The 21,775-nt window shown below is 66.4% G+C and carries 27 protein-coding genes; 11 read left to right on the plus strand and 16 right to left on the minus strand.

Features of this window, described 5'->3' with window-relative positions:
* Positions 1 to 2 precede the first annotated feature (2 nt).
* The 5 genes from DMB37_RS41755 to DMB37_RS33380 form a co-directional block, all read right to left on the minus strand.
* Positions 3 to 689, minus strand: a complete 687-nt coding sequence (locus DMB37_RS41755) for a Clp protease N-terminal domain-containing protein (protein ID WP_135236068.1) — start codon at positions 687 to 689, stop codon at positions 3 to 5.
* A 136-nt stretch (positions 690 to 825) separates the two neighbouring features.
* The gene (locus DMB37_RS33365) at positions 826 to 2,055 is read right to left on the minus strand and encodes an RNA polymerase sigma factor (protein ID WP_135236069.1); all 1,230 of its coding nucleotides are present in this window, start codon (positions 2,053 to 2,055) and stop codon (positions 826 to 828) included.
* Entirely contained in the window at positions 2,056 to 2,397 is a 342-nt protein-coding gene (locus tag DMB37_RS33370; RefSeq protein WP_135236070.1) for a YciI family protein, read from the minus strand.
* Positions 2,398 to 2,488: 91 nt separating this feature from the next.
* Positions 2,489 to 3,268, minus strand: a complete 780-nt coding sequence (locus DMB37_RS33375) for an isocitrate lyase/phosphoenolpyruvate mutase family protein (protein ID WP_135236071.1) — start codon at positions 3,266 to 3,268, stop codon at positions 2,489 to 2,491.
* Complete coding sequence (locus tag DMB37_RS33380) at positions 3,265 to 3,948, minus strand: hypothetical protein (RefSeq protein WP_206055058.1); 684 nt, start codon at positions 3,946 to 3,948, stop codon at positions 3,265 to 3,267. The genes DMB37_RS33375 and DMB37_RS33380 overlap by 4 nt, the downstream gene beginning before the upstream one ends.
* Before the next feature lie 64 nt (positions 3,949 to 4,012).
* On the opposite strand from DMB37_RS33380, the gene DMB37_RS33385 reads away from it, so the two are divergent.
* Complete coding sequence (locus DMB37_RS33385) at positions 4,013 to 4,771, plus strand: helix-turn-helix transcriptional regulator (protein ID WP_135236072.1); 759 nt, start codon at positions 4,013 to 4,015, stop codon at positions 4,769 to 4,771.
* Here DMB37_RS33385 and DMB37_RS33390 read toward each other — a convergent pair.
* Entirely contained in the window at positions 4,722 to 4,922 is a 201-nt protein-coding gene (locus tag DMB37_RS33390) for a hypothetical protein (protein ID WP_135236073.1), read from the minus strand. The genes DMB37_RS33385 and DMB37_RS33390 overlap by 50 nt on opposite strands.
* Positions 4,923 to 5,293: 371 nt before the next feature.
* Between DMB37_RS33390 and DMB37_RS33395 the strand changes: the two genes are divergently transcribed.
* From DMB37_RS33395 to DMB37_RS33415, 5 genes are read left to right on the plus strand one after another with little or no spacing between them, the layout of a single operon-like run.
* Positions 5,294 to 5,599 (plus strand): hypothetical protein, encoded by a 306-nt coding sequence (locus DMB37_RS33395; protein ID WP_135236074.1) that lies wholly within the window; start codon positions 5,294 to 5,296, stop codon positions 5,597 to 5,599.
* Positions 5,596 to 5,880: a hypothetical protein gene (locus DMB37_RS33400; protein WP_135236075.1), complete on the plus strand. Its 285-nt coding sequence runs from the start codon at positions 5,596 to 5,598 to the stop codon at positions 5,878 to 5,880. The genes DMB37_RS33395 and DMB37_RS33400 overlap by 4 nt, the downstream gene beginning before the upstream one ends.
* Complete coding sequence (locus DMB37_RS41530) at positions 5,880 to 7,277, plus strand: hypothetical protein (protein ID WP_135236076.1); 1,398 nt, start codon at positions 5,880 to 5,882, stop codon at positions 7,275 to 7,277. The genes DMB37_RS33400 and DMB37_RS41530 overlap by 1 nt, the downstream gene beginning before the upstream one ends.
* A complete protein-coding gene (locus DMB37_RS33410; protein ID WP_135236077.1) occupies positions 7,264 to 7,818 on the plus strand; it encodes a hypothetical protein in 555 nt (184 codons plus the stop codon). The genes DMB37_RS41530 and DMB37_RS33410 overlap by 14 nt, the downstream gene beginning before the upstream one ends.
* Before the next feature lie 31 nt (positions 7,819 to 7,849).
* On the plus strand, positions 7,850 to 8,104 hold the full coding sequence (locus tag DMB37_RS33415; protein ID WP_135236078.1) for a hypothetical protein: 255 nt from the start codon (positions 7,850 to 7,852) through the stop codon (positions 8,102 to 8,104).
* Positions 8,105 to 8,165: 61 nt separating this feature from the next.
* Here DMB37_RS33415 and DMB37_RS33420 read toward each other — a convergent pair whose 3' ends face one another.
* Positions 8,166 to 8,492, minus strand: coding sequence for a transcriptional regulator (locus tag DMB37_RS33420; protein WP_135236079.1), 327 nt, complete (start codon positions 8,490 to 8,492; stop codon positions 8,166 to 8,168).
* Entirely contained in the window at positions 8,480 to 8,923 is a 444-nt protein-coding gene (locus DMB37_RS33425; protein ID WP_135236080.1) for a hypothetical protein, read from the minus strand. Before DMB37_RS33425 ends, DMB37_RS33420 begins: the two co-directional genes overlap by 13 nt.
* 358 nt (positions 8,924 to 9,281) lie before the next feature.
* Between DMB37_RS33425 and DMB37_RS33430 the strand changes: the two genes are divergently transcribed.
* From DMB37_RS33430 to DMB37_RS33440, 3 genes are read left to right on the plus strand one after another with little or no spacing between them, the layout of a single operon-like run.
* Positions 9,282 to 9,692: a phosphopantetheine adenylyltransferase gene (locus DMB37_RS33430; RefSeq protein WP_135236081.1), complete on the plus strand. Its 411-nt coding sequence runs from the start codon at positions 9,282 to 9,284 to the stop codon at positions 9,690 to 9,692.
* Positions 9,689 to 10,054: a DUF4345 domain-containing protein gene (locus DMB37_RS33435; RefSeq protein WP_135236082.1), complete on the plus strand. Its 366-nt coding sequence runs from the start codon at positions 9,689 to 9,691 to the stop codon at positions 10,052 to 10,054. The genes DMB37_RS33430 and DMB37_RS33435 overlap by 4 nt, the downstream gene beginning before the upstream one ends.
* Before the next feature lie 40 nt (positions 10,055 to 10,094).
* A complete protein-coding gene (locus DMB37_RS33440) occupies positions 10,095 to 10,868 on the plus strand; it encodes an AraC family transcriptional regulator (protein WP_167769011.1) in 774 nt (257 codons plus the stop codon).
* Positions 10,869 to 10,957: 89 nt separating this feature from the next.
* Here DMB37_RS33440 and DMB37_RS33445 read toward each other — a convergent pair whose 3' ends face one another.
* The 6 genes from DMB37_RS33445 to DMB37_RS33470 form a co-directional block, all read right to left on the minus strand.
* Complete coding sequence (locus DMB37_RS33445) at positions 10,958 to 13,660, minus strand: ATP-binding protein (RefSeq protein WP_135236084.1); 2,703 nt, start codon at positions 13,658 to 13,660, stop codon at positions 10,958 to 10,960.
* A gap of 204 nt (positions 13,661 to 13,864) precedes the next feature.
* The gene (locus DMB37_RS33450) at positions 13,865 to 14,668 is read right to left on the minus strand and encodes a HEAT repeat domain-containing protein (protein WP_135236085.1); all 804 of its coding nucleotides are present in this window, start codon (positions 14,666 to 14,668) and stop codon (positions 13,865 to 13,867) included.
* A gap of 65 nt (positions 14,669 to 14,733) precedes the next feature.
* Positions 14,734 to 15,894, minus strand: coding sequence for a DUF6545 domain-containing protein (locus DMB37_RS33455; protein WP_135236086.1), 1,161 nt, complete (start codon positions 15,892 to 15,894; stop codon positions 14,734 to 14,736).
* 3 nt (positions 15,895 to 15,897) lie between these two features.
* Positions 15,898 to 16,404: a CUE domain-containing protein gene (locus DMB37_RS33460; protein WP_135236087.1), complete on the minus strand. Its 507-nt coding sequence runs from the start codon at positions 16,402 to 16,404 to the stop codon at positions 15,898 to 15,900.
* Positions 16,405 to 16,731: 327 nt separating this feature from the next.
* A complete protein-coding gene (locus DMB37_RS41055; protein WP_206055059.1) occupies positions 16,732 to 16,986 on the minus strand; it encodes a hypothetical protein in 255 nt (84 codons plus the stop codon).
* Between the two features lie 522 nt (positions 16,987 to 17,508).
* Positions 17,509 to 18,663, minus strand: a complete 1,155-nt coding sequence (locus tag DMB37_RS33470) for a hypothetical protein (protein ID WP_135236088.1) — start codon at positions 18,661 to 18,663, stop codon at positions 17,509 to 17,511.
* Positions 18,664 to 18,897: 234 nt separating this feature from the next.
* Between DMB37_RS33470 and DMB37_RS33475 the strand changes: the two genes are divergently transcribed.
* Together DMB37_RS33475 and DMB37_RS33480 are read left to right on the plus strand one after the other, a co-directional pair.
* A complete protein-coding gene (locus tag DMB37_RS33475; protein ID WP_240771771.1) occupies positions 18,898 to 19,284 on the plus strand; it encodes a DUF4189 domain-containing protein in 387 nt (128 codons plus the stop codon).
* 238 nt (positions 19,285 to 19,522) lie between these two features.
* Positions 19,523 to 20,518, plus strand: coding sequence for an alpha/beta hydrolase (locus DMB37_RS33480; protein WP_135236090.1), 996 nt, complete (start codon positions 19,523 to 19,525; stop codon positions 20,516 to 20,518).
* A gap of 31 nt (positions 20,519 to 20,549) precedes the next feature.
* Here the strand turns inward: DMB37_RS33480 and DMB37_RS33485 are convergent, their stop codons facing one another.
* Positions 20,550 to 20,867, minus strand: coding sequence for a hypothetical protein (locus DMB37_RS33485; protein WP_135236091.1), 318 nt, complete (start codon positions 20,865 to 20,867; stop codon positions 20,550 to 20,552).
* Between the two features lie 409 nt (positions 20,868 to 21,276).
* Positions 21,277 to 21,582, minus strand: a complete 306-nt coding sequence (locus DMB37_RS40790; protein WP_167769012.1) for a PepSY domain-containing protein — start codon at positions 21,580 to 21,582, stop codon at positions 21,277 to 21,279.
* Positions 21,583 to 21,775 lie beyond the last annotated feature (193 nt).

The raw sequence follows: 21,775 nt of genomic DNA on the forward strand, positions 1-21,775 counted from the left end.
GGTCAGTCCTTCTGGGGCAGCCGGTTGAGCACTTCGGTGGCGAGCTGCTGCGGATCGATGCCGAGTGCGCGCAACGCGGGATGCACGACCTCGTCCTCGTGGGCGAGCAGTCCGAGCATCAGGTGCCCCGTGTCGGCTCTGCTGTTGCTGGTCTTGTGGGCTTCGGTGTCGGCGCGGGCCAACGCTCGCAGCACCAGCGGGGTGAAGCGCGGGTTGACCGGTGCGGACGCATGGTGGGTCGCGACGGCCGCCAGGGCCCGCCTCAGCTTTTCGTGCCCGAGTCCCAGCGCGTCGACCGCGGCGGCGATCGGCGTATCGGGGTCGTCGTCGGCCGTGCTGGTCAGTGCGAGCAACAGATCGCTCGCCTCGATGTGCGCGTGATTGAGCGCCCGCGCTTCCCGCAGGCTGTTCTCCAGCGCCTTCCTGGCTTGCTTGGTGAAGGGAATGTTCCCGGACACGCTGTAGTCCGCCGTCCCCGGCGTCAGCGCGATCTGCACCCTGGCCGCGGCGGGCTCGATGCCCAGCTCCGTCAGCGCACGCGCGGTGGTGGCCGCGGAACCGATCTCGCACGCGCGGAGGATGGCGAGCAGCATGTGCTCCGGGCCGATGTAGTCGTGGCCGTGTTCTCGGGCCTCTTCTTGCGTCAGCACGATCACCCGACGGGCCTGATCGGAGAATCTCTCGAACATAGCGACCCCCTTTCGGCCATTGGCCGCTGCTATCGATGGTAGTCAACATCCGGAGCCGCTGGTCGATATCAGCGGTGTCGGGTGCCGGACGGGATTACGTCGGCAGCTGATTCCGACATCGGGGCGCGTTCGGCATTCAGAGGCGTCGGGCCAACGATCGGCGGCGTTGGGTGAGAAAGGCTCGCTCGACCGAATTCTCGGTGCGGGCGAGCGCCGCGTCGACAGCGACCACGGCTTCGCTTGTGCGACCGAGTCGTTCGAGGAGGTCGGCCCGAATCGCGTGGTACAGGTAGTACTTCGCGAGGTCGAGATCGTCGAGCAGGGCGAGCGCGACGGCGGGCCCGTGGACTTCGGCGACTGCTACCGCCCGATTGAGCCCAACGATCGGACTCGGCGTCAGCGCGATCAACTGGTCGTAGAGCTGGACGATCTGCGGCCAGTCGGTGGCGGCCGCGGTCGGGGCGTCGGTGTGCACGGCGTTGATCGCGGCTTGGATCTGATACGGCCCAGGTTGGTTGCGGCGCAAGCACTCTCGCACGATCGCGTGACCTTCTGCGATACGTTCGCGATCCCAGCCGTCGCGGTCTTGTTCCGGCAGCGGGACCAGGGATCCGTCGGCGGCGGTGCGAGCCGCTCGGCGTGCGTCGGTCAACAGCATGAGGGCGAGCAGCCCGGCGGCTTCCGGTTCGTCGGGCATGAGTTCGGTGAGCAGGCGGCCGAGGCGGATCGCTTCGGCGCAGAGCTCGGCGCGGGTGAGACTGTCCCCGGTGGTGGCCGTGTGCCCCGCGGTGAAGATCAGATAGATGACCGCGAGGACGGCGTGCAGCCGGGCCGGGAGGTCGGCGTCGGCGGGCACACGATAGAGGATGCGGGCGTCGCGGATCTTGCCTTTGGCGCGGACAAGTCGTTGCGCCATAGTCGATTCCGAAGTCAGGAAGGCGCGGGCGATCTCCGCGGTGGTGAGCCCGCCGAGCAGTCGTAGGGTGAGCGCAACCTGGGCGGTGCGGGCCAGGGCGGGGTGGCAGCAGGTGAAGATCAGCCGTAGGCGGTCGTCGCGCACCGCACCCTCCTCGGCTGGTTCGGTGTCAGCCTGTAACAACGCGGCCTGGGCGTACTTGTCCGCGCGGGCGGCTTCCCTGCGGAGCCGATCGATAGCCCGGTGGCGTGCGGTCGTGATGATCCAGCCGGGCGGGCTCGGCGGCAGCCCGTCCGACGGCCAGCGCTGGACCGCCGCGGTGAACGCGTCCTGCACCGCGTCCTCGGTGACACCGATGTCACCGAAGACGCGGGTCAGGCTCGCGACCGCGCGGCCGTAATGTTCGGCGAACACTTGCTCGATCGTCGCCGTGGTCACGGGTGCGTTCATCTAGCTGTCATGCAGTGGCCGGACCTCGATCGGCAGCGTGATCGCCTTGGCCAGCCTGCGGCCCCACTCCAGGGCTTCGTCGAGATCGGCGGCCTGAATGACGGTGAAGCCGCCGATGTGTTCCTTGCCCTCGATGTACGGGCCGTCGGTGACAAGCGCTTCGTCGTCCTTTACCCGCACCACGGTCGCGGTGCTCGGTGGGTGCAGACCGGCGGCGAAGACCCACGCGCCCGAGGACCGCAGATCGGCGTTGACCGCGTCGAGATCGCGCATGATCTCGTCGATATTGTCGGGTACGCCGTCACCGTCGGGTTGGTAGATGCTCAGCAGATACTGCTTCATCGAGGTGCTCCTTCGGACAGGTCGGCCTGTTGCCGGCTTCACCGACTAGACGATCGGGCACCCATCGAATCGACACCTGCGGCGAGCTTTTTCAGGCGGGATCGGTGAGGGCTTGGACTCGACCGTAGCTCGGGGCTTCGCTGGTGGTGGGGTTGTCGTCGCGGACCGCGCGGGCGGCGTCGACGGCGGCGGCCAATGCCGTGCGGTACAGCAGCGAACCGGTGCTCACCCGGCGGACACCGAGGTCGGCGAGCACGGCGAGGGAAGGGCCGGTCGGCGAGTAGAGGATGTTGACGGGCAGTGGAGTAGCGGCGACGATCCGGCTGATTTCGTCGGAGTCGGTGAGGCCGGGGGCGAAGATGCCGTCGGCGCCCGCGGCCGTGTACTGCTCGACGCGGGTGATGGTGGTGTCGGTGTCGAGTTTCAGCCAGTAGGTGTCGACGCGAGCGTTGACGAACAGCTCGGGGGAGCGGGCCTTGATCGCCGCGATCAACTCGGATTGGTGATCCGGTTCGGCCAGTGCGGTTTCCGTGCGGCCGTCCTCCAGATTGACTCCGGCGATACCCGACTCCGCTAGTTGCGCGACGTATTCGGCGACAGCGCTGGGGCTTTCGCTGAAGCCGCCTTCGATATCGATGGTGACCGGCACCGGCAGCCGGGCGAGTAACCGGGCCAATGCCATCGTCGCCGCGGCGGTGACCCCGGTGCCGTCCGGCAGACCTGCCGCGACGGCGACGCCGAGGCTGGTGGTCCCGATCGCCGGGAACCCCTCGGCCGCAAGGATTGCCGCGGAACCGTAGTCCCAGGCGTTCGGCAGGACCAGCGGCCGGTCGCCGTGGTGCAGTTCGTGGAAGATCTTCGTCTTGTTCATGCGGACCCCTCGATGATTCCGGCGGCGATGGCGATGGCGTGTGCTCGGCCGGGGCAGGCGTGCGGGCCCGCCCCGAATCCCAGTCCAGGGTGCCGCATGTCGAGCTCGACGACCGCTCCGTCGACGAACCTTCTGGTCGAGCGAAGCGGCGGGTGCTCGATCATGGTCCGCTCGATGATCTGTTCGGCGGTGCCTTCGGCGGTCAGTTGTCGAGCGTTGGCGATCAGTGCGCTGGTTGCGGCACAAGCCTGTACCAGGAGGCAGATTCGGACCGCTGTGGTGTCGTCGGCTACGCCGCTGATGGCTGTTACCAACTCGGCGACGGCTTCGTCGGCCGCGGGGTTGTCCGGCTCGTATGGTTGATAGTGCGCGGCGACCAGTGCTACTGCGTCGACGGAAATGTTGTGCAGGCCAAGGGCTTCCGCCAAAACCCGGACATGGGGCAGTGGTCCGGCGGTGGTGCTGGCCCGCTCGCGTAGATCGGCGGGGGAGAGCCGGACGAGTTCCGCAGTGACCAATGCCCGCAACCGCTGATGCTCGGCTCCCTCGGCGAAGCGCGGCACGTGGGAGCGCAGCCAAGCGAGGCCGACCGGCGTGTCCACCCTGGGCACAGCGGGCACCGGTGCGCTGATCAATGTGGCGCGCACTTGCTCGGGGTCGGTGATCGAAGGAGCTGTCATGCCGTGACCGTATCCCCGGATCATTTCGGTGGCCGCCGAAACGTTCGCGCACCATCATGGGGTGGTGTCATCCAGAGGAGCCGAACTGGCAGGTCTCGCCGCATTGCTCGCCGACCGCACCCGAGCCGACATGTGTCTCGCCTTGGTCGACGGCCGCGCCTGGACCGCAGGTGAGCTCGCCCGCCACGCCGGAGTGGCCGCGTCCACCGCGACCGAACACCTCAATCGCCTCCTCGCGGGCGGGCTGCTCATCGAACGCCGCCAGGGTCGGCACCGCTACGTCCAATTGGCGGGACCGCAGGTAGCCGAGCTACTGGAGTCCATGGTCACCCACCTGGACCCACCCCGCCCGACGGTGACCAATCTCCGAACCGCCACTGCCGCAGCAGCTTTGGCGCACGGCCGCACCTGCTACGACCACCTGGCCGGACGCTTGGGCGTCGCCATCACCGATGCCATGACCACCCAGGCCTACCTTGACCAGGACAACGGTTTCGCCCTCACCGACGCCGGTCTGACCTGGCTGACCGGCCCGCTCGGTATCAACCCAGCCGCCCTGCATGCCACCCGCCGCCCCCTCGCCCGCCCCTGCCTCGACTGGACCGAACGCCGCACCCACCTCGGCGGCGCCGCAGGCGCCCACCTCTGCCGCCGCCTCCAGGAACTCCACTGGATCACCCGATTCGGCACCGGCCGCGCCGTCCGCCTCACCCCGAAAGGCGAAGCCGGCCTGCAAACTTCGCTGGCCCTCGAACCTTCCGCCCTACAACCCCCTACACCGCATCCCGCAACTGCCGCAGCCGATAAGCCACCCGCGAAATAACCCCCGCCAACATCCGAGCCCCCGACTCCAGCCGCTCCAGCAACTCCACCAACTCATCCTCGGTAGCCCGCGAAACATCCAACCCGCGCACCCCAGCCACCGCACCCTCCAGCGCCCTGACCTGCTCCTCAAAGGATTCGTTCGAACGCATGTTCTAATGATAGCAGCTCTGCTGCGCGCCACTACGTGACCGCGTTCATTGTGCCGAGGCGCCACATCTGTCACTTCGGCCGGATTTCTATCACCGATTGGAGTTCCTCGACCAGCCCGATGATGATGCCCTCGGGACCGCGGAGGCAGCCGCACCGCCGACTGTTGCTTCGCCTCCAGTTCCAGGCCCAGTTCGATGAAGAACGCGACAGCAGCCGCGAGATCCTCGACCACAATCGCCACGGGTGGTCGGGCCGTCGAGATCTCTCAGCCCGCTGACGGCCTCGCTCTGCTCCGAGGCAGGCGGCGAGATCGGGTCGATCCAGCGGCCGGCGTTCAGCCCCCGAAACCAGGGGCAAGATGTGGCTGTCGATGACCGATAGCATCGGTGCCACGCACTGCGCCTACTCAATTGACGGTGCGCCAGAGGGGAATTCGATGCCAGAAGAAACACTTCGGGCAGACGACGAAGCTGTGCAGGTGGACCTCCTCGTTCCGCGACGCAGGTTATTCGCGAATTCGATCGCCGATGACAACCTCAGCAACTGCGCGGACGGCAATTTCAGGCAACCCTCGACTTTCCGCGACGCCGGCGACACGACGGTCGGCCCACGCGACGGCGACATGAGCAAGATCCTCAGAGCAATCGGATTCAGGGATAGAGGTCACGGACTGTGAGCGGGTTCGAGGTTGAGATCAGTCAGCTGAAAGAGGCGGCGAAAGCGGCGGGATCCGCCGCGACCCAGGCCAGGGCGGTGGACCCCGGCAACGGTTTGACCGGGCTCGCAGCGGCATTGCCGGGTGGGGAGGCGGCGAAGAAGGCGCCGACGCTGGTGACGACGTTCAATGACCGCGCGAAGGGCTGGGCAGAGGAGATCGGCGGCTGGGGTGATTTGGTGACCGCGGCCGCGAAGTTGTACGCCGAGAACGAGGTCGAGGCGGAAAGGGCTTTCGGGTAATGGCCGTCGGCTATCACGATGTCCGCAAATGGGACTCGCAGGCGCTCGATACGTCGGCCACCAACCTGCGTGGGCGGCGGGACAAACTCATCGGACTGCAGGACGAGCTCGACGACGCGAGGAGATTGCCGCAGTGGCACGGCCCCGCGAGCGAGCGCGCACGCGGTTCGCTGGGCACAACGCGGAACAACGCTGAAATCCTGATCGCGGAACTGGCCGCGGTCGACCGCGCCATGCAGAACGCGTCGGACGACGTGTCCGCCCTGAAAACCCGGGTCGCCAATAACGACGCCCTCGCCGACACCTACCAATTCGGCATCGCCGCCGACGGCGCGATCGTGGACAACAAGCCCCCGGACCCGCCGCCGAAGTCGCGGTTCGAGGCCGAGGACCGCGCGGAGAGCGCACGGCATCGCGAAACCATCAGGACGCAGCTGGAAAAGGAAACCAAGGCGATACTCACCACGGCGAAGAACATCGACACCGCCGTCGCCCTGGTGATGCAGCTCGCGCAGGACCGCAAGATCAGCGACCACGGTGCGACCACCCTCGACGGCGCCAAAAAGGGTGGGGAGATCGACGCCAACGTGGCCGAGATGGAGCAGGCGCTGCGCGACGCCGGGCTGCTGACCGGTCCGCCGGTGACCGGCTATTACCGGCAGTGGCTCGAGAACGCCGTGCGCCGGGGCGTATCGATCGACACGATCAAGCAGATGGTCTCCGAACACCACATCACGCCGGAGGATTTCAAGATCCTCGACCGAATGGAGGAGATCCGCGAGGACGAGGACGGCGACGGAATCTTCAAGTCGTTCTTCCTGATGCCGAACAACATGAGCGGGGACGACGCCGCGAAGGCGGTGCGGATGACCTACATCTTGAACGCGGGCACCGACTACGGCGCCGAAGGCGAGAAGACCGACTTCGCCCCGACCCCATACGGATCCGCGGAACTGCGGCGAATCACCGAGCGGCAACGGGACAATTCCTGGAGCTACAACGACGATGTGGGATTCGTACACGGCAACGGCGGGCGGTTGGTGACCACCCCGAACGGCATGATGATGGGTTTGGGCGGGAACCTGGTCCAGGACCAGTTCAGTCAAAACGGCGGAACGACCTGGGGCGACACGTTCATGCTCAATATCGACGACTCGAAAGATCCGGCGCAACAGCTTCGAGAAGTCGCGAGGTCGGGCCACGCGTGGTACGAAAACGACAACGGCCCCTACCGGGGCAAACTCGACCTGGACCGCTTTTTGCACCACGAGGAGCGCCACTCCCAGCAATGGGCCGAGGAGGGCTATGCCGGCTTCCTCGCCTCCTACGCGTGGGAGCAGGTCACCGGCGGCAACGAGACCGAGGAGGAGGCGGGGCTTTCCGATGGCGGCTATTAGGTGGCCGCGCGTCGCCTGCACTGCGCTGTTCGTAGCGGCGGTGACCGGGGCGTGCGACACCGAGGCGCAGTTCGCGCCGTCGCTGCCGCCGGCGGCCGGATTTCGCGTCGACGACGGCGTCCTGAAACTGTGGACGGGCACTCCGTGTGAGGGCGTCACCGGCCTGACGTTGATCTTCGACTCCGGCACCTCGGAGAGCACGGACCAGGTGTGGACCGCGCCGAAACCGGGGGTGCCGGTGGAGCGCATGGACCTGCTGCGGACCGCCAAGGGTTCGGCTACCGACACCGGCGGACCTCTCCAGGTCCAGAAACCGCTGCCCGCAGACTACGACTGGACCAAGGCGGGTTCGCTCTCCTTCTCCGTTGACGGCCCGGAGGCGTACGGTGCCAGGGCCGACGTCGGTCGAGTCTTGCGCGAGTCGGCCCAGCACCCGTCTGAGAGGTACCTTTTCGGCGAGCGCGGTTGGCTGGACGCGTCGGACGTCCAGCGTGAGAACCGGAAATCGTTCCTGACCGTCTGCACTTCCGACCCGAAGTAGTTGCCGCACAATCGAACCCGCGGAGCAGAAGATGGACACGCCGGACAGCACTACCCGCACAAGCGCACTGCGGACAACGCTGCGACGTCTTGTGCTCGGCGCGTTCGCCTGCACAGCCGCGTTGATCGTGCTGTTCGGCGGAGAGGCGGTGCTCAGTGCCACTGGAGTGTCCGACGATCCGCACGGCTACGGGATGTTCGCCGGAATCCTGTTCGCGGCGGTCCTGACACCCGTCGCGCTGGCGTTGTGGCTTTTGTACCGATCAATGCGACGACGCGGCAATTGACAAGTCCAGTACGGACTGCGAGCGTGCCTTCGCACTCGCTGCGCCTACGCCGTTCGCCAGTTCACGTTCCGTCGGGCGTCGGCTGCATCTGGGCGAAGTTCTGCTGCGCTGACTGCGTGAGCGCGGTCAGCGCAGCCAGGTGTTCGCGGTATGCCCTTCGACCGCTATCTGTCAGTGCGAGCCACGTTTTCGGTCGGCGTCCCGCATACCCTTTTCGCACCGAGACATAGCCGGCGTCCTCCAGCACCGTCATCGCCTTCGACATGGTGGACTTGTTCAGCTCGCACAGTCGGGCGATCACCCCGAATTCGGCCTCACCGCACCCCTCGAGAAACGCCACCAACTTCAGCCGGGGCAGCGAAGCCAGCAACTCGCTCAGCTCGGGCATGTGGCCGCCCGCTGTCGCCTCAGCCCGAACCACAACCAGCCACCGACGAATGCGCCGAACAGGACATGCAGCCATCCGTTCACGAGCCCGCCCACGATACCGGCGAGCAACGGCGGCAGCACCAACAACGAAAGCCGCTGCCACCGCCGGGTGGGTTCGTCGCTCAGGAATCGGGGAACGACACCACCTTTGCGTTGAGCGCGCCACACCCAAGCCAGCAGAGCGAAGCACGCGGCGCACACGCCGTACCCGCAGACCGAGACAACGGTGTCGGCGCTGTCGCCGCCCAGGCCGAGCAGCATGACGCCGATGCCTCCCAATAACGCCGCCACCGGCGGCACCCAGCCGGGCATGCTCGCCGCACGCCGGGCTCGCGCGGTGGCGGAGGAGGTGATGTGCAGCAGATCTTGTGCGGTCGGTGCGTCGTTCACATGGTCACCGTACGTCAACAGGTTTCCATTCATCAACCTGTTTCCATGTCGCCGTCGATGGCGGGTCGACACCGGCGATGCCCACCGACCGAATCGCCGCCGACACTCGAGATTCGGCACGGTCACGCTGAAACGTGAGTTGGGAAGCACTGTCCGTCAACGGATCTGACAAACGACTGATGCGCGTTCGGCGGCATGAGCTCACGTTGCAGTGCTAGCGGACCAACCGCCGCCGGCGATTCTTCGGCGGGGCTCGCCTCAACCCATGTCGGGCCATTTCGCCGCTATAGCAGGTTTTCGGAAGCGTCAGGGTGCACCGGACTGTGAGGATCGCCAGACGTCGATCCAAGGAGAAATCATGCGACGACATGTCGGGCTGGCCTTGTTGGCCGTCGCGGGGTTGCTCAACTCCGCACCTGCCGTCGGTGCGGTGGCACCGCAGGGAATGTACGCCGCCTATGGCATAGCTCCGGCCGGGCGCGATCTCGAGGTGGTGCTGCGGCATCGGGCCGTGCTGTTCGCCGTCCTCGGGGTCGGGTTGCTGGTGGCGGTCTTTCGTCCCGCGCTGCGGCCGATCGCGGTGCGCGCCAATGCGATCAGCATGGGCAGCTTTCTCGTTCTGGTGGTCGCCGGGGGTCCGGTCGGCCCGGGATTGGTGCGCGTGGCAGCCGTCGACGTCGCGGGATTGGTGGCGCTCGGCGTCGGCGTCGCGCTGCTGCGGGGTGAGCGCGCTGCCGAGCAGGTTCGTTCGGTGGGGGCAAGGCGATGAGAACCGTTGTGCTGTGCCTTGTCGGCGTCCTGTTCGCGGGGATGGGAATGTACGCGCTGGCCGTCCCTGCCGCGCTGGCGCGGCCGTTCGGGTTGTCGGTGTCAACGGCGGTGAGCCGGGCCGAGATTCGCGCGGTGTACGGCGGCTTCGGTCTGGCCGTCGCAGGCGTGCTGTGGTGGTCGGCGTTCGGTGCCGGTGAGCTGCGGGCCGGGGCAGCGCTGACAGTGGGGTTCGCATTGGCCGGGATGGCGGGCGGCCGCGTCGTCTCGCGGCTGATCGACAGCGGGACGCGTTTCTATCCGAACTGGTTCTACTGCTTGGTTGAGCTAGTCGGCGCGGCACTCGTGCTCGGTGTCGCCTGACATGCCCGTTCGCGACCCGTCTACTGCGATGATCACGACTATGACGGTCGACTCGGGCAACCGCCGCGTGGGCGAGCGCACCCTGTGGCTCTGGCAGGGGCAGGCGGCGTACCTGGGCCCGTCGTTCCAGCTGGACACCCATTCGACGCCGGTGCAGTGCTTCGTCCTCGGTGTGGACGAGACGGTCACCGTCCGCACTCCGGATGGTGGACGGTGGCAGCGGCGCAGCGTGCTGATTCCGGCGCGCACCGCCCATAAACTCGAATCCAGCGGACGGGTGCTGTTCTACTATCTCGATCCTCGCTCGGCGGCCGCTGCCCGTTTGCGAGCGGCGATGCGAGAGCCGACGACACCCGTGGCGACGGGACACCGGGACGAATCGGCATTGACCGCCCTGTTGAATCAGCCCCGCCATCCGGACCCGCGAGTGCTGCGTCGGATCATCACCGGCCCCGAGCCACCAGCGACGATCGACGAACGGATCCGAGCGGTGATGAACACGATCGTCAACGAGCCCGCCGGACAATCCGGCGCCGCGGAGCTGGCCGCTGACCTCGGGATCTCCACTTCCCGTTTCCTGCACCTGTTTTCGGCGAACGCCGGCACCAGCTTGCGGCGCTATCGCTTGTGGGCACGGCTGTTGTCGGTCGCAGGCGCCGTCGCCGAGGGCATCGACTTGACCCGCGCAGCTGCCGACGCGGGGTTTGCTTCGGCCAGCCATTTCAGTGACACATTCCGAACCCTGTTCGGCCTCACCGCGACCGCAGTACTCGCCCAGGGCATGAATATCGTCCTCGTCCCGGAGTCAGAATAGACAGCCCGGTGGCGGGCAGCCGTCACTCCGGTCGCCGAGCAGGCCACGTCGACGGCAGCGAACAACACCAACGTGGCGAGCCGGTGTCCTCACGCCTTCCCGGTGCCGTGCAGCGTGATTTTCAGGCGTGGGTTGCCGTTTTTCTGGTTGATCTTCAGCGTGGCGTCGAACTGGCCGACGTCGGGTGGGTGGAACAGCACCCGCAGGTAGCATTCGGTCTTTCCCTGGGGTGGTGGGCATTGGCCGTCGAGGATGGAGAATGCCTCACCGTCCATCCCGTCGTCGAGCAGCACCACGGCCAGGTTGTCGCACTCCATGTAGGCGAAGGGGATGTACTTCTTGACTGTCTTCCCGACCTGGGTGACGTCGTAGTGGACCGTGGTGTTGTAAGGGGTGCAGGTCGGCTTCGGCGTCGTGGACGAGGTGACTTGTGGGATCGGGATGACTTTCGTCGGGTCGGTGGTCGATTCGACGGTGGTGGTGGTGGGTGGTGCCGCGGTCGTGGCCTTCGACCGCGGCTGTCCGGTGCGGGTCGGCTCGGGCCCCGGGTTCGGCGGAAGCTGTTCGGTCTCGTCCACCGTGGACTCCGGTGGCGGGGTGGTGAAGACGACGGTGCCGGTGACGGCGATGTCGGCGGGCGGGGGTGCCGTCCGCGAACAGGTGCCCCACAACCCCAGCACGATGGCGACGATCACCGCGCCGATCAGGGAGCGGGGAATGTGGCGGCGGCTGCCGCCCGTGGGCCGATCGGGTGGGGTCTGCCATTGTGCGATGGTGTCGCGCACCCGACGGGTCTCGGGGTGATCGGGGCCGAGCCGAGCGGTGAAGTTGGGCAGCCACGCCTGCCACAACTCGATCCGCTCCGCCAGGGACGCCGAGGGCAACGCATACAGTGCGCCGAACGCGCCGACCGGGTCGCCCGCTCCGAGGTAGTGCCGGATGGCGGCGACTTCCCGATACGCGGCGGCTTCGGCGGTGCCGCTCTGGACGAGCGCGGCGATGATTGCTCGGTGCGCGCGGACGCTCGAGATGTCTTTGCGTGGATTCGCCTTGCGTAGTGGGTCTTTCAATGCCGCGTGGGCGACGCCGAGATGCTCGCCGGTCGAACCGGGGCGGCGCCGGGCGATCAGCGCGCCGAGGCCGACCGCCGAATCGCGAACCTGCGCTTCATCGATGGTGTGCGCACCGAGATCGTGCACTGCGCGCCGGACGACGTCGATCGGCAGGACCGGTCCGGCTTCCGCGGCGACCACGACGGTGATCAGCAGCCCGACCGCCTCCGCACGCGTCCCGGTCAGCGACCACAGCAGGTGCCCCAGTCGATGCCGCACCAACGAGTCGATGGGCAGACCCGCGGTGAAGTCGCCGTCGGCGAGGTACCGATCGACCTGCACAATCAATCGGGCGTGCAGCCAGCCGCCCACCGCGCGCCAGGGGCGGTCCGGCCACGGCGCGTCAGCCGGGACGCCGGGGTCGACGGCGGTGAGCGCGCGGGTGACCCGGGACCTCGGCCACGGGTCACCGTGTTCGTCTTGCGCGTGCCGCAATAGGTAGTCACCGACGTCGCCCACACCCGGCATCGGCAGCTCGAAGCGCCACATGCGCAGGGCCGGTGGCAGGGCGTCGTCATCGCTACGGGCAGTGCCGATTACGCGGACATGCGCGAAGTCGGCGTGGCTGGTCAAGGTCTCGATCGCGGTCCACAGTTCGTCGCGGTGGCCGTGTTCGGTCGGCAGATCGAGCCCGTCGATGAGCAGCGTGGTGGTGCGGCCGGTTTCACCCAGCGTCAGCAGCGCCCGTGCCAATCTCGCCGCCACCCTGGGATATTCACCGGGGACGGCTACCTCCGTCGCGGCGGGTTCGATCTCACCTGCGGCGCTGAGCAGCGCGACTCGGCGTTCGAGCTGAACGGCGAGTTCGTCGGTCACCGACCGCAGCGTGCTGGTGCCGGTCAGAAAGACGGCGGCGCCGATATGTGCTGGGCTGATCGCGGTTTCGAGGCCGAGTAGGTCGGGGCGCACCAGCAGGGCGACGGCGGTGGACTTACCGCTGCCACCCGGTCCGAGCAGCATTCGCAGGCGCTCATAACCGTGCTCGGCCACGGCGTTCACCTGGCTGCGCAGCGCCTTGGTGACGTGCAGTCCGCGGACGAGTTCGTCGACGGTGCTCGCGTCGGGACGGTCGCGCACCGCGTCGCGGGCCCGAGTCACATTGGGCACCAGCCACAATCCATGGTCTGCGACCGAAGTGGGCGACCCCGCGGCGAACGAGAAGTGCTGTGGCTGCTGGTGCGCACAGGCCCGAGCGGCCGGCGCCAGCAGATCCGAGGACAGCAAATTCTCGCCGCTGCTGGGTATTCCGCTGCGGAAGGTCGCGAGCAGGGTGCGGGTGAAGCATCCGTCGTAGGCATTGCCGTCGTCGCTGGCGACCAGGAGGTCCACCCGGCCGGAGGCCTGCCGGACGAGGGTCGGCCAACTGCGTGCCCCGGCGTCCGCTACCGCCGCGGCTTCGCAACTGTCCACCACGACCAGCAGGCCGTCCAGCCCGGATGAACCGCTGATCCGTTCCTTGAGGGTCTGGGCGAGATGAACGGCATTCTGCGAGTCCAGAATCGGCTTACCGTCTGCGTCCGATTCGAGTGAGTCATGGGCCAGAAAATAATAGTCGCCATTGGTACTGAGGCCGTGCCCGATAAACCACAACAGCAACGTTGCTTGTTGCCGTGCCGCGGACTCGAATGCCGCGCGCACCGCGGCTTGGAGATTCCGGACGGTCGGATTCACAATCGTCATACCGCTGGGTACGGCCGGCCGCCATTGGCCGGAATCAGCAAGGGCGGCAGCAACTTCCGCAACGAGAGGGGCCGGAAATCCGAGATGGGGGAGCGCAGCACATTCGGAGCCGACAATCAGAGCAAGCCTTCTCCCCACGGCTCCGATGGTAATACCGAAAACTTCGGAAACACCCCGATTACGAAGATAAATCGGCAGGGACGATCAGGATTCGCGAGCTGCGATCGCGGCTTGGATGCGGCGGAGCGTGCGGAGACCTTTCTTCGCGGCGACACTCACCATGCCGTCGAAGACCGTTGCACCACGATCGTGGGCCATCAACCGTTCCAGCGTCGGCACGGCACGATCGTCGCCGGTCGAACCCAGCGCGACAGCAGCCCAGTAGCGCCGGTCCGGGTCGTCGCTGTCGGCCGCCGCGCACAGCCTCGGGATGATGTCCGGGGCGAATTTGGCCAGCGCGCTGGCGATATAGCCGATGCGGTAGTACCTGCGGTTTTCGAATTCTTCCCATAAAGCGGCGAGGGCCGCCTCGCCGCCGATCAGGCCGAGTGCCTCGGCGGCGCGTTCGCGCATTCCGGCGATCGAGTCCCGCAGCACGGGGGTGAGCGCGGGGACGACGGATGGGTCGCCGAGTTTGCCCAGCGCGATCATCGCTTGCTCGCGCGCCATGTCCTGGGGGTGATCCAGCATCGCGACCAAGCCGGGCACCGCCTCGCGGAAGCCGAGCGCAGCGCAGCCCATCGCCGCCCAGGCCTGGCAGTTGTACTTGGTGTCGGCGAGCGACGCCAGCAGTGGTTCTCGCAGCGTGTCGTCGCCGAAGATCGCCGCCAGGTTCAACGCCCGGGTGTACAGCGACCGGTGGTAGTCGGGATAGTCGCGGACGAGCGCACGCAGTGTTTCGTTGGCGGAGGCGTCGCCATCAGCAGCCCGATCGAGCAGGAGCCGCAGATTTTCCACGCGGGTCTCGAGAGCACCGTCTTTGAGGCGTCGCGCATCAGCTGGATTCACCGCCCAACGGTACCTGGCGCTGATCTCGCCCCCCGGCCGCCTCAGCTGGCCTGACTATTGACGAGTCACCGCTTGGTGCGTTGTCCGGCCCGGGCCGCGATGGCCTTGGCGAGCGGCCATTGGGCGCCGATGGCGGTCAATTCGGTGACCTCGCCGAGCAGGCTGTCGGCGGCGGGGAGCGCGAAGAAGCGGCTACCGGACGCAGAGTTGCCGTGCGCCTTGGCGTCTCGGGCGCGAACGAGCAGGACGGCGCGGTCGAGTGCATCGTAGGCGGGGCCGGCCGGCGCGGCTCGTGAGATCGCCGCCACGATGTCGGGCGGGTGCGGTGTCGCGTAACGGCCCAGGTCCAGCATGCTGTCGCGGATCTCGATGACGGTGCGGTGCAGGAGATATCGGTTGGGCTGAGCCCCGTCCGGTACGGGGCTGTGGTGCACGATCTCCGGGCAGGCGGCGGTCAGCTCGGACCAGAGGGGCCGCAGCGCTTTTCGGTGGCGCGTCAGATCGTCTACGCCCATCCGGTTGACTATGGCGATCAACGTCAGGCCCATGCACAGCACGAGATCGAAAAACACGCCGTTGCGATCGATTTCGGCCTGGATGGCGGTGAAAGCATTGTGCTGCCCGGTGATCCGGAAGGCGGACGCCACCATGGTGGCGCTGATGCGTCCGAGCACCGCGACGCCCGCGAGGAGTGTCGCCACGTACATCGCCGCTTCGCCGCGACCGACTCGGTTGCGGAGTTCGGCACCGGCAGCCTGGATGACGAGGACCGCCATCGCGACACCGATCGGCGCCGTGCACAGCCAATATCCGAACTGTGCCCATCCGGTGCGTTCGAAGATCGTGCCGTTGCCACCGCCGGAGGTGCTGAAACACAGTGCCGCGACACTGAATACGGCGGCCAGCCCGTAGCTGACGCGCGGCGAGCGAAAGCGGTACAGCAGCGCCGCACCGATCAGCAGCCCCGCCGCATAGCCGACATTGAATCCGATCGCCCCGAGTTCGAGGATCAGCTCCTCGGAGAGCCAACCGCCGGAGAGATCGGTGATGAGGCGGCGCACTGTCGGTTCCCGGGTTGTCGCGGTGGCGACGACACAGCCGAAGGCGATGGTGACGTGCCGGTCGAGCTCGGTGCTGAGCAAGCCGACGAGGCGGCCGGCCAGCAACAGGCAGGCGGCGATCACCGTGGGTAGCGTTACCGCCGTCGGTAGCGTCGAGGTCATCATCGCTCAGCGCTGAAAGACCAAGCGGCCGAGCACCGAACGTGGCCGCTGAACCTCGAGGTCGACGTCGGACATAAGCATCGAGGCGAACAGTTCGGCTTGGTTCTCGTCGACATCGTCGTAATTGCTGCGGGCTAGCACGCGCAGCACACTATCGATATCCAAGTCCGGGAACAGTGCCGCGAGCGTGCGGCGCTGAGCCCCCGGCGAAACGAATCCGGCGTGGTCGAGCAGCAGATGGGCGATCTCGTGCATCACGATGTGGTCGGTGTGGTACCCGGTGCTGGCCGCGTCGTAGGCGATGACGATATCGTCGGCGCGTTCCACCACGAGCCCGCACGGAAACCCGCCCGTGGTCAGATCCTGTTGCGGAACAATCAGAATCGGCTTACCAACCCGCTCGGCCACGTGCGCGACGAAGGTCGCCAGGTTCCACGGCCGCGGCACCTCGAGCGAGATCGCCAGCTGTCGGATTCGTTCGACCGCGGGGTCGACACCGGCGCGTCGGAACATGGAGCCATCTTCGTCGCCGATGGTCCGGATTGTCCAGGGGAGCCCTCCGCCGTCCGACTGACAGATACGCCGGTCGCGCCATGATCAACGGGGTCTTCAAGATCGGCACTGCGTACATTCCGTGACGATGGAGGTGTCACCGACCGCAACGGGCACCGATCGGCGAGGTCATTCTGTGGGTGGAGGAGGGGAGACTCGGCGGAATCGAGTACGCCTGGTACACCGACGAGCGCCCGAAGTCGCTGCCCGACCCTACGCAGATCGAGGTTCAGTAGCGGGTCTGGATTCAGCGCGCCGCGCGGCCGGATTCGTCCGCGTTCGCGCTGATCACGCGGGCGGCGAATCGTGTTCACGCAATGGCTGCGGTGATCGGTCTATCAGGTCTCGCAGTGCTTCGTCGTATTGGTTGCGGTCGAACCGGAATGGACCGAACGCGTCATAGCCGCGTTCCGGACGATAGGGCTGTTCGATGCGATGCCAGATCACCAGGCTGTCGGAGACGACGATCTCGGCCAGCAGCGGCCAGTCGCCCCACGCGCCGCACTGACACACGAGCAACGGCGTCTTCGTTCTCGTTGTCATGCTGGACCTTCCGTGAAAATGGTCATCAATCCGAAAGTTCCACGCCGACCCGGGATCCAGGCCACCGTATGCGCCACCCGCGGGCTGCATGCCTGCCGCGAGCTCGAACCTGTCGATCAGGTCGGTGAGTGGCACACCGTCGACACGGGGTACGACAGCGTCACTTCGCACGATCGGCAGTGGACGTGGCACGAACGGGAGGACGCCGGGGGGAAGCCAGGGGCGCGTTCGGCAGACCCGGATCTGCATGTCGAACTGAATGTTATTGATGGCCATGGTCGAATCCGGTCTGGCCGATGGACCGGCGCGGGGCTGCGGCAGTGCGGTATCTCGACCTGCGTCGCCGACAGCCGATCCGTGATGTCTTCGGCCGATCGGAGACCGGCCGCTTGCCGGGCATCACCGGCAGGGACGCATGGCGTCCTTTCCACAGAGGAAGTTCACCGCCCCAACATATATGGCACTCACACCACCCACAAGATGCACTCGGCCACGTGTTGCGGCCTGCCCGGGTGGCCTGCTTTATCCGACCTTCAGTGACGAGACGGCGAGTTGTTCGGTGAGCGCTCGCCTCAGGAAGCTCGGATCATTCAGGTGCGGTTGCAGTAGGCGCCAGCCGTGGTAGTAGGTGAAGATGTAGGGCTCGGTGAAGGGGGTGCTGAGAAAGCCCTGTAGGAACGTCAGTTCGTCGTCGGATACCAGCGCGGTGTCGGCGAGGTAGTCACGAACCTTCGGCCATGGTGTCGCCTCGGCGAGCAGCAGCGAGGCGTTGCAATATGCGCCCCAGAGGATGTTGCGGGCGTGCTGGATCGTCGCGTAGTTGCTCGAATCGGGTTGGAGCTCTTCGACATTGTCGAGTAGCCAGTGCTGGGCCTCGTCGTCGGGAAACAGCACCTGCGGGGCGTGCAGGCCGATGCCCTCGGACACCACATAGGCCGGTGACGGCATGAATCGCACCTGGATGTCGGGGCGGTGGCCCTGATGCTTTTCTTTCATCATGAATTCGCAGATGTGTCCTGGAACCGACTCGTGGGCAACGACATAGAACAGGTCGGCCAGGTTGAAGGGCAGGTTCGGATCGACGAATACGCTGCCTGTGGTTCCACCTCGATGCAGTCCTCGAAACGGCCCTGGTGCGAATTCCACTGTCACATCCATGGTTTCCGGTAGCGGCAGTAGCGCCTCGGTTCGCCGCCGAGTTTCCGTCAGCGCCAGGTGAATCAGTTCGGACAGGCGCTCTGGTCGGCCGGGCGGCAGGCTGTGTGCGTCGCGCCAGGCGTGCAGCCGTTGTGCGAGTGTGCCTTTGGCCTCGGGTAGGGCCTCGTCCAGCAGTTGGTAGGCCTCGTCGAATACTTCGTCGGGAATCCATTCGGCGTCGATTCCCAGCATGCCTCGCACCTGCTCGGGAAACGGCAGCTGCGCTCCGGTCAGCCGTCGGGCGATGGTGTGCAGCGCCCGCACCTGTTCCGCCATGGCGGGATCGTCGTCGGCGACGGCCGCCGCCATGTCCTGCGCGGCCCGGACCAGATCCGCCGGATTCGGCAAGGGCTCGTTCGCGACCTCGTCCAGCCACCGCGCAGGCCCTCGATAGTCGAGAATCCAACTTCCCGTGGGGTGTTGGGTCACCAGCCGATCGACCCGCAGGGCGAGCAGCGCGTAGTCACGCAAGACGTCCATATTTCCACTGTGCCGCGTGTATCGAACTCTCGCAGCTGCCGAAGTCTGCGCCTGCTCCGGCTCGGGGAACAGCTCAACGGTAGCTGTCAGCGGGCAGGGTGACCTCTCGAAAATGAATTGGGCGAATCGGGCAGCGATCCGCCATGATTCGTCGGGTCAACGTTCAACGCACGTGCTCACAAAGGAAAGTGCTTGATGAGGTTCATGAGTAAGGCCGCAGTCGCGATCGCGACGATGGGTCTTGCGGCCGGGTCGGTAATCGGTGCCGGCACGGCGAATGCGGCCAGTCTCCACGGTGCGATCGCATTCAGTGGCGATGACTGGAGCTACGGCGCCAGTATCGATGCGCCGAGCCGCGAGGAAGCGATTGCCGAGGCGCTCGACGCGTGCGGCATCGCCGACTGCATCGTTTTGGTGGACTGGGCGGACGGTTGCGGCGCGCTCGTCTACACCGACGGCGCGGTCGCGACCGGTGCGGGATTCAACCGCTCGGCCGCACTGTTCGCCGCCCACACCAGCCTTGCCCGGCATTACCCGCCGGCATTCCTGGCCAATGTCGGTTCCGCGGACAGGTCGGGGACGGAGATCAGCGAGGTGATCTGCACCGCCAACGCGGGCTGATCGTCGGCTATTCGGAAGACCCGGAACCTGTTGGGGCCGGGTCTTCTCTGCTGTTCCGAGCAGCCGGTCGAGGGCGCCGAAGTGCCGCGTCATCAGGCAAAAGCCGCAATCACGACGTGCACGGTGTGATCTGTGACCCACCGTTTGACAGCTCCCGGTCGGCGGGTCTCAATTGGTCAAGTGACCAGTTAGCCCCGGCTCTCCCCTCGGAGCAGCGTGTTTCCGCACAGGAGTGAAGATGAACCTACGGAGCCTCGTGCTCACTGCCACGTTCGCCGCCGCCTGCGCCGTGGCGACCGTCGCGACACCTATCGCGCATGCCGATCGAGTGCCGGAATCCGTCGACATCGCCTGCACGGGTGCCATCCGGCACCGCAATGCCGACTGGTACCTGCCTGAGGGGTCCGCCAATGGTCTGGTCTGGCTGCAACACGGTTTCGCGCGAAGCAATGCGAACGTGGCAAGCCTCGCCGAGCATTTCGCCGCCGCCGGCTACGTCGTCTTCGCACCCTCCTTGCCGTTCCTCGATCCGGCAGGTTGCACCCTGCAGAACCTCGGCGACAACACCGGCTTCCTCGACAACATCGCCGGACTGTTCGCCACCGCCGCCGACCCCGCCGGCCCACTGGCCCGCAGCTTCGCCGCGGCCACGGCGGCGGCGCACCGTCCCGATCTGCGACTGCCACAACAGACCGTGTTCGTCGGGCACTCCGCCGGCGCCGAGGCCGTCGAATACGTCGCCCATCGACTGCACGCCGACCACCCCGCCGCCTTCACCGACTTACACGGACTCGTCCTGCTCGACCCCGTGAAATCATTCCTCGGCGACAACACCGATCAAGCCCTCACCGACCTCGACCACACCGACCTGCCGATTCTCGATATCGCCGCGAAACCCTCACAATGCAACCTCTTCGGTGTCGGCACCGCAGCCGCCCAACGCCTGCTGCACCGTCGCTATCTCGGCGTCCGCATCGGCACCGGCGTGCACACCGACGCCGAAGGTGACAGCGGTGACACCATGGGAAATCTGTTGTGCGGCAACCCCAAATCCGTCAATATCTCAACCCTGCAAACCCTCGCAGTCGGCTGGACCACCGATTTTTTCACCGGCACCAGAACCGCCGACTATTACCCCGCCCAAGCACCCGTCACCGACGCGGCCACCGCGCAATCAGCAGTCACCGACGCAGTTTCGGCCGCACCGGAAGCCAAGATCCTGACCGGTTCATAGAAAGCGAAGCCTGAAATTCGGCGATTGGGTCCTACGCTTGGATTACTTCGATGCCTACCAGGGCGTTCAGTGAGTCGCAGCTGGCCCAGGACTGATTCTGGCCGTATTGCACCGGGCCGTATTTCCAGTAGGTGAAGGGGACGGGCCAGGCTACGCAGGTGAGCTTTACCTGGTGCCAGGTCGGCAGCTCGCAATTGGCCATTCCGCCGGTGTTGAAGATGTTGTAAACGTGACAGTTGGCCTGCCATACCGGGACGTCGGCCTGGGCGACGCCGGCGCCGGCGAGCACGGTGGCTGCGGCGGCGGTGGCAACGACGGCGCCGGCGGTAAGCCGTTTCGTGGATACCATTGCGAACCTCCTGAATAGTTGTTGTCTGGAACACATCGCTCACAAGTCGCACTTGTTACTCGAAACGTTCCTGACGGGCGCAGCTGCTCCTTCGGAATCCCGAATGGATTTAAGTAGTCGGTGATTCAGATCGACGGCTTATCCGTCGTCATTGTTCGGAGCCGGCCGGACTTTGCGATCGCGGTTATCAACCGGATTGTGAGTGTCGGTGCTGCTGCCGGACCTGGTGTGGAGGGGGCGTCAAGTCCGGGTTCGGGGCCGCTGGACAAGTGATCACGTGGAAGTGATGGTGGCGTCGGCCGAGCAGCCGGCTGCACCATTTCCACGTGATCACTTGTCCAGTAATGTAATACGAGAGGCCACCCGGCCCTGGGGCAGGCGAGGGCCGGGGTCTGTGAACCGGCGCGGGTCAGTCGTTGTCTTGGTCGATCGAGACAATCGTCCCGGTGCGCGCGTCGACCGTGACCTCGTACCCGTTACCGTCGCGGGTTTTGACGTCGACCTCCCATTTGGGGGTGCCGTCCGCGGTGTCCAGCTCGACGGATTCCACGGTCGCGCCCATCAACGCCTGCCGTGCCGCGTCGAGGGCTTCCTGCTCACTCACGGGTTCCGCGGTGGCCAGTGCGCTGCCACCACCGATCAGCGCGGCGGTCAGTGCCGCGCCGACGGTCAATCGGCGCAGGTCGGAGCCGATGCGGCGGTTGGTGAACGGCATGGTGATCCTCCTGTGGTCGATATTTCCGGTGGCACGGCGGTCGCCCGCCTGCGCCCTTCGCGTGGGAACTACCACCGAATCCGCGCGGTATGCCTGCTGATCAAGATCGCCTCGTGCGGCGTTGACAGCGCACCTCATCGGCCCGCGAGCCAGCGACAAGATCCCAGGCATGAGCTCCCGCCCAACGCGTGTT

Origin of the sequence: Nocardia sp. CS682, from assembly GCF_004634405.1 — a bacterium.
Lineage (GTDB): Bacteria > Actinomycetota > Actinomycetes > Mycobacteriales > Mycobacteriaceae > Nocardia > Nocardia ninae.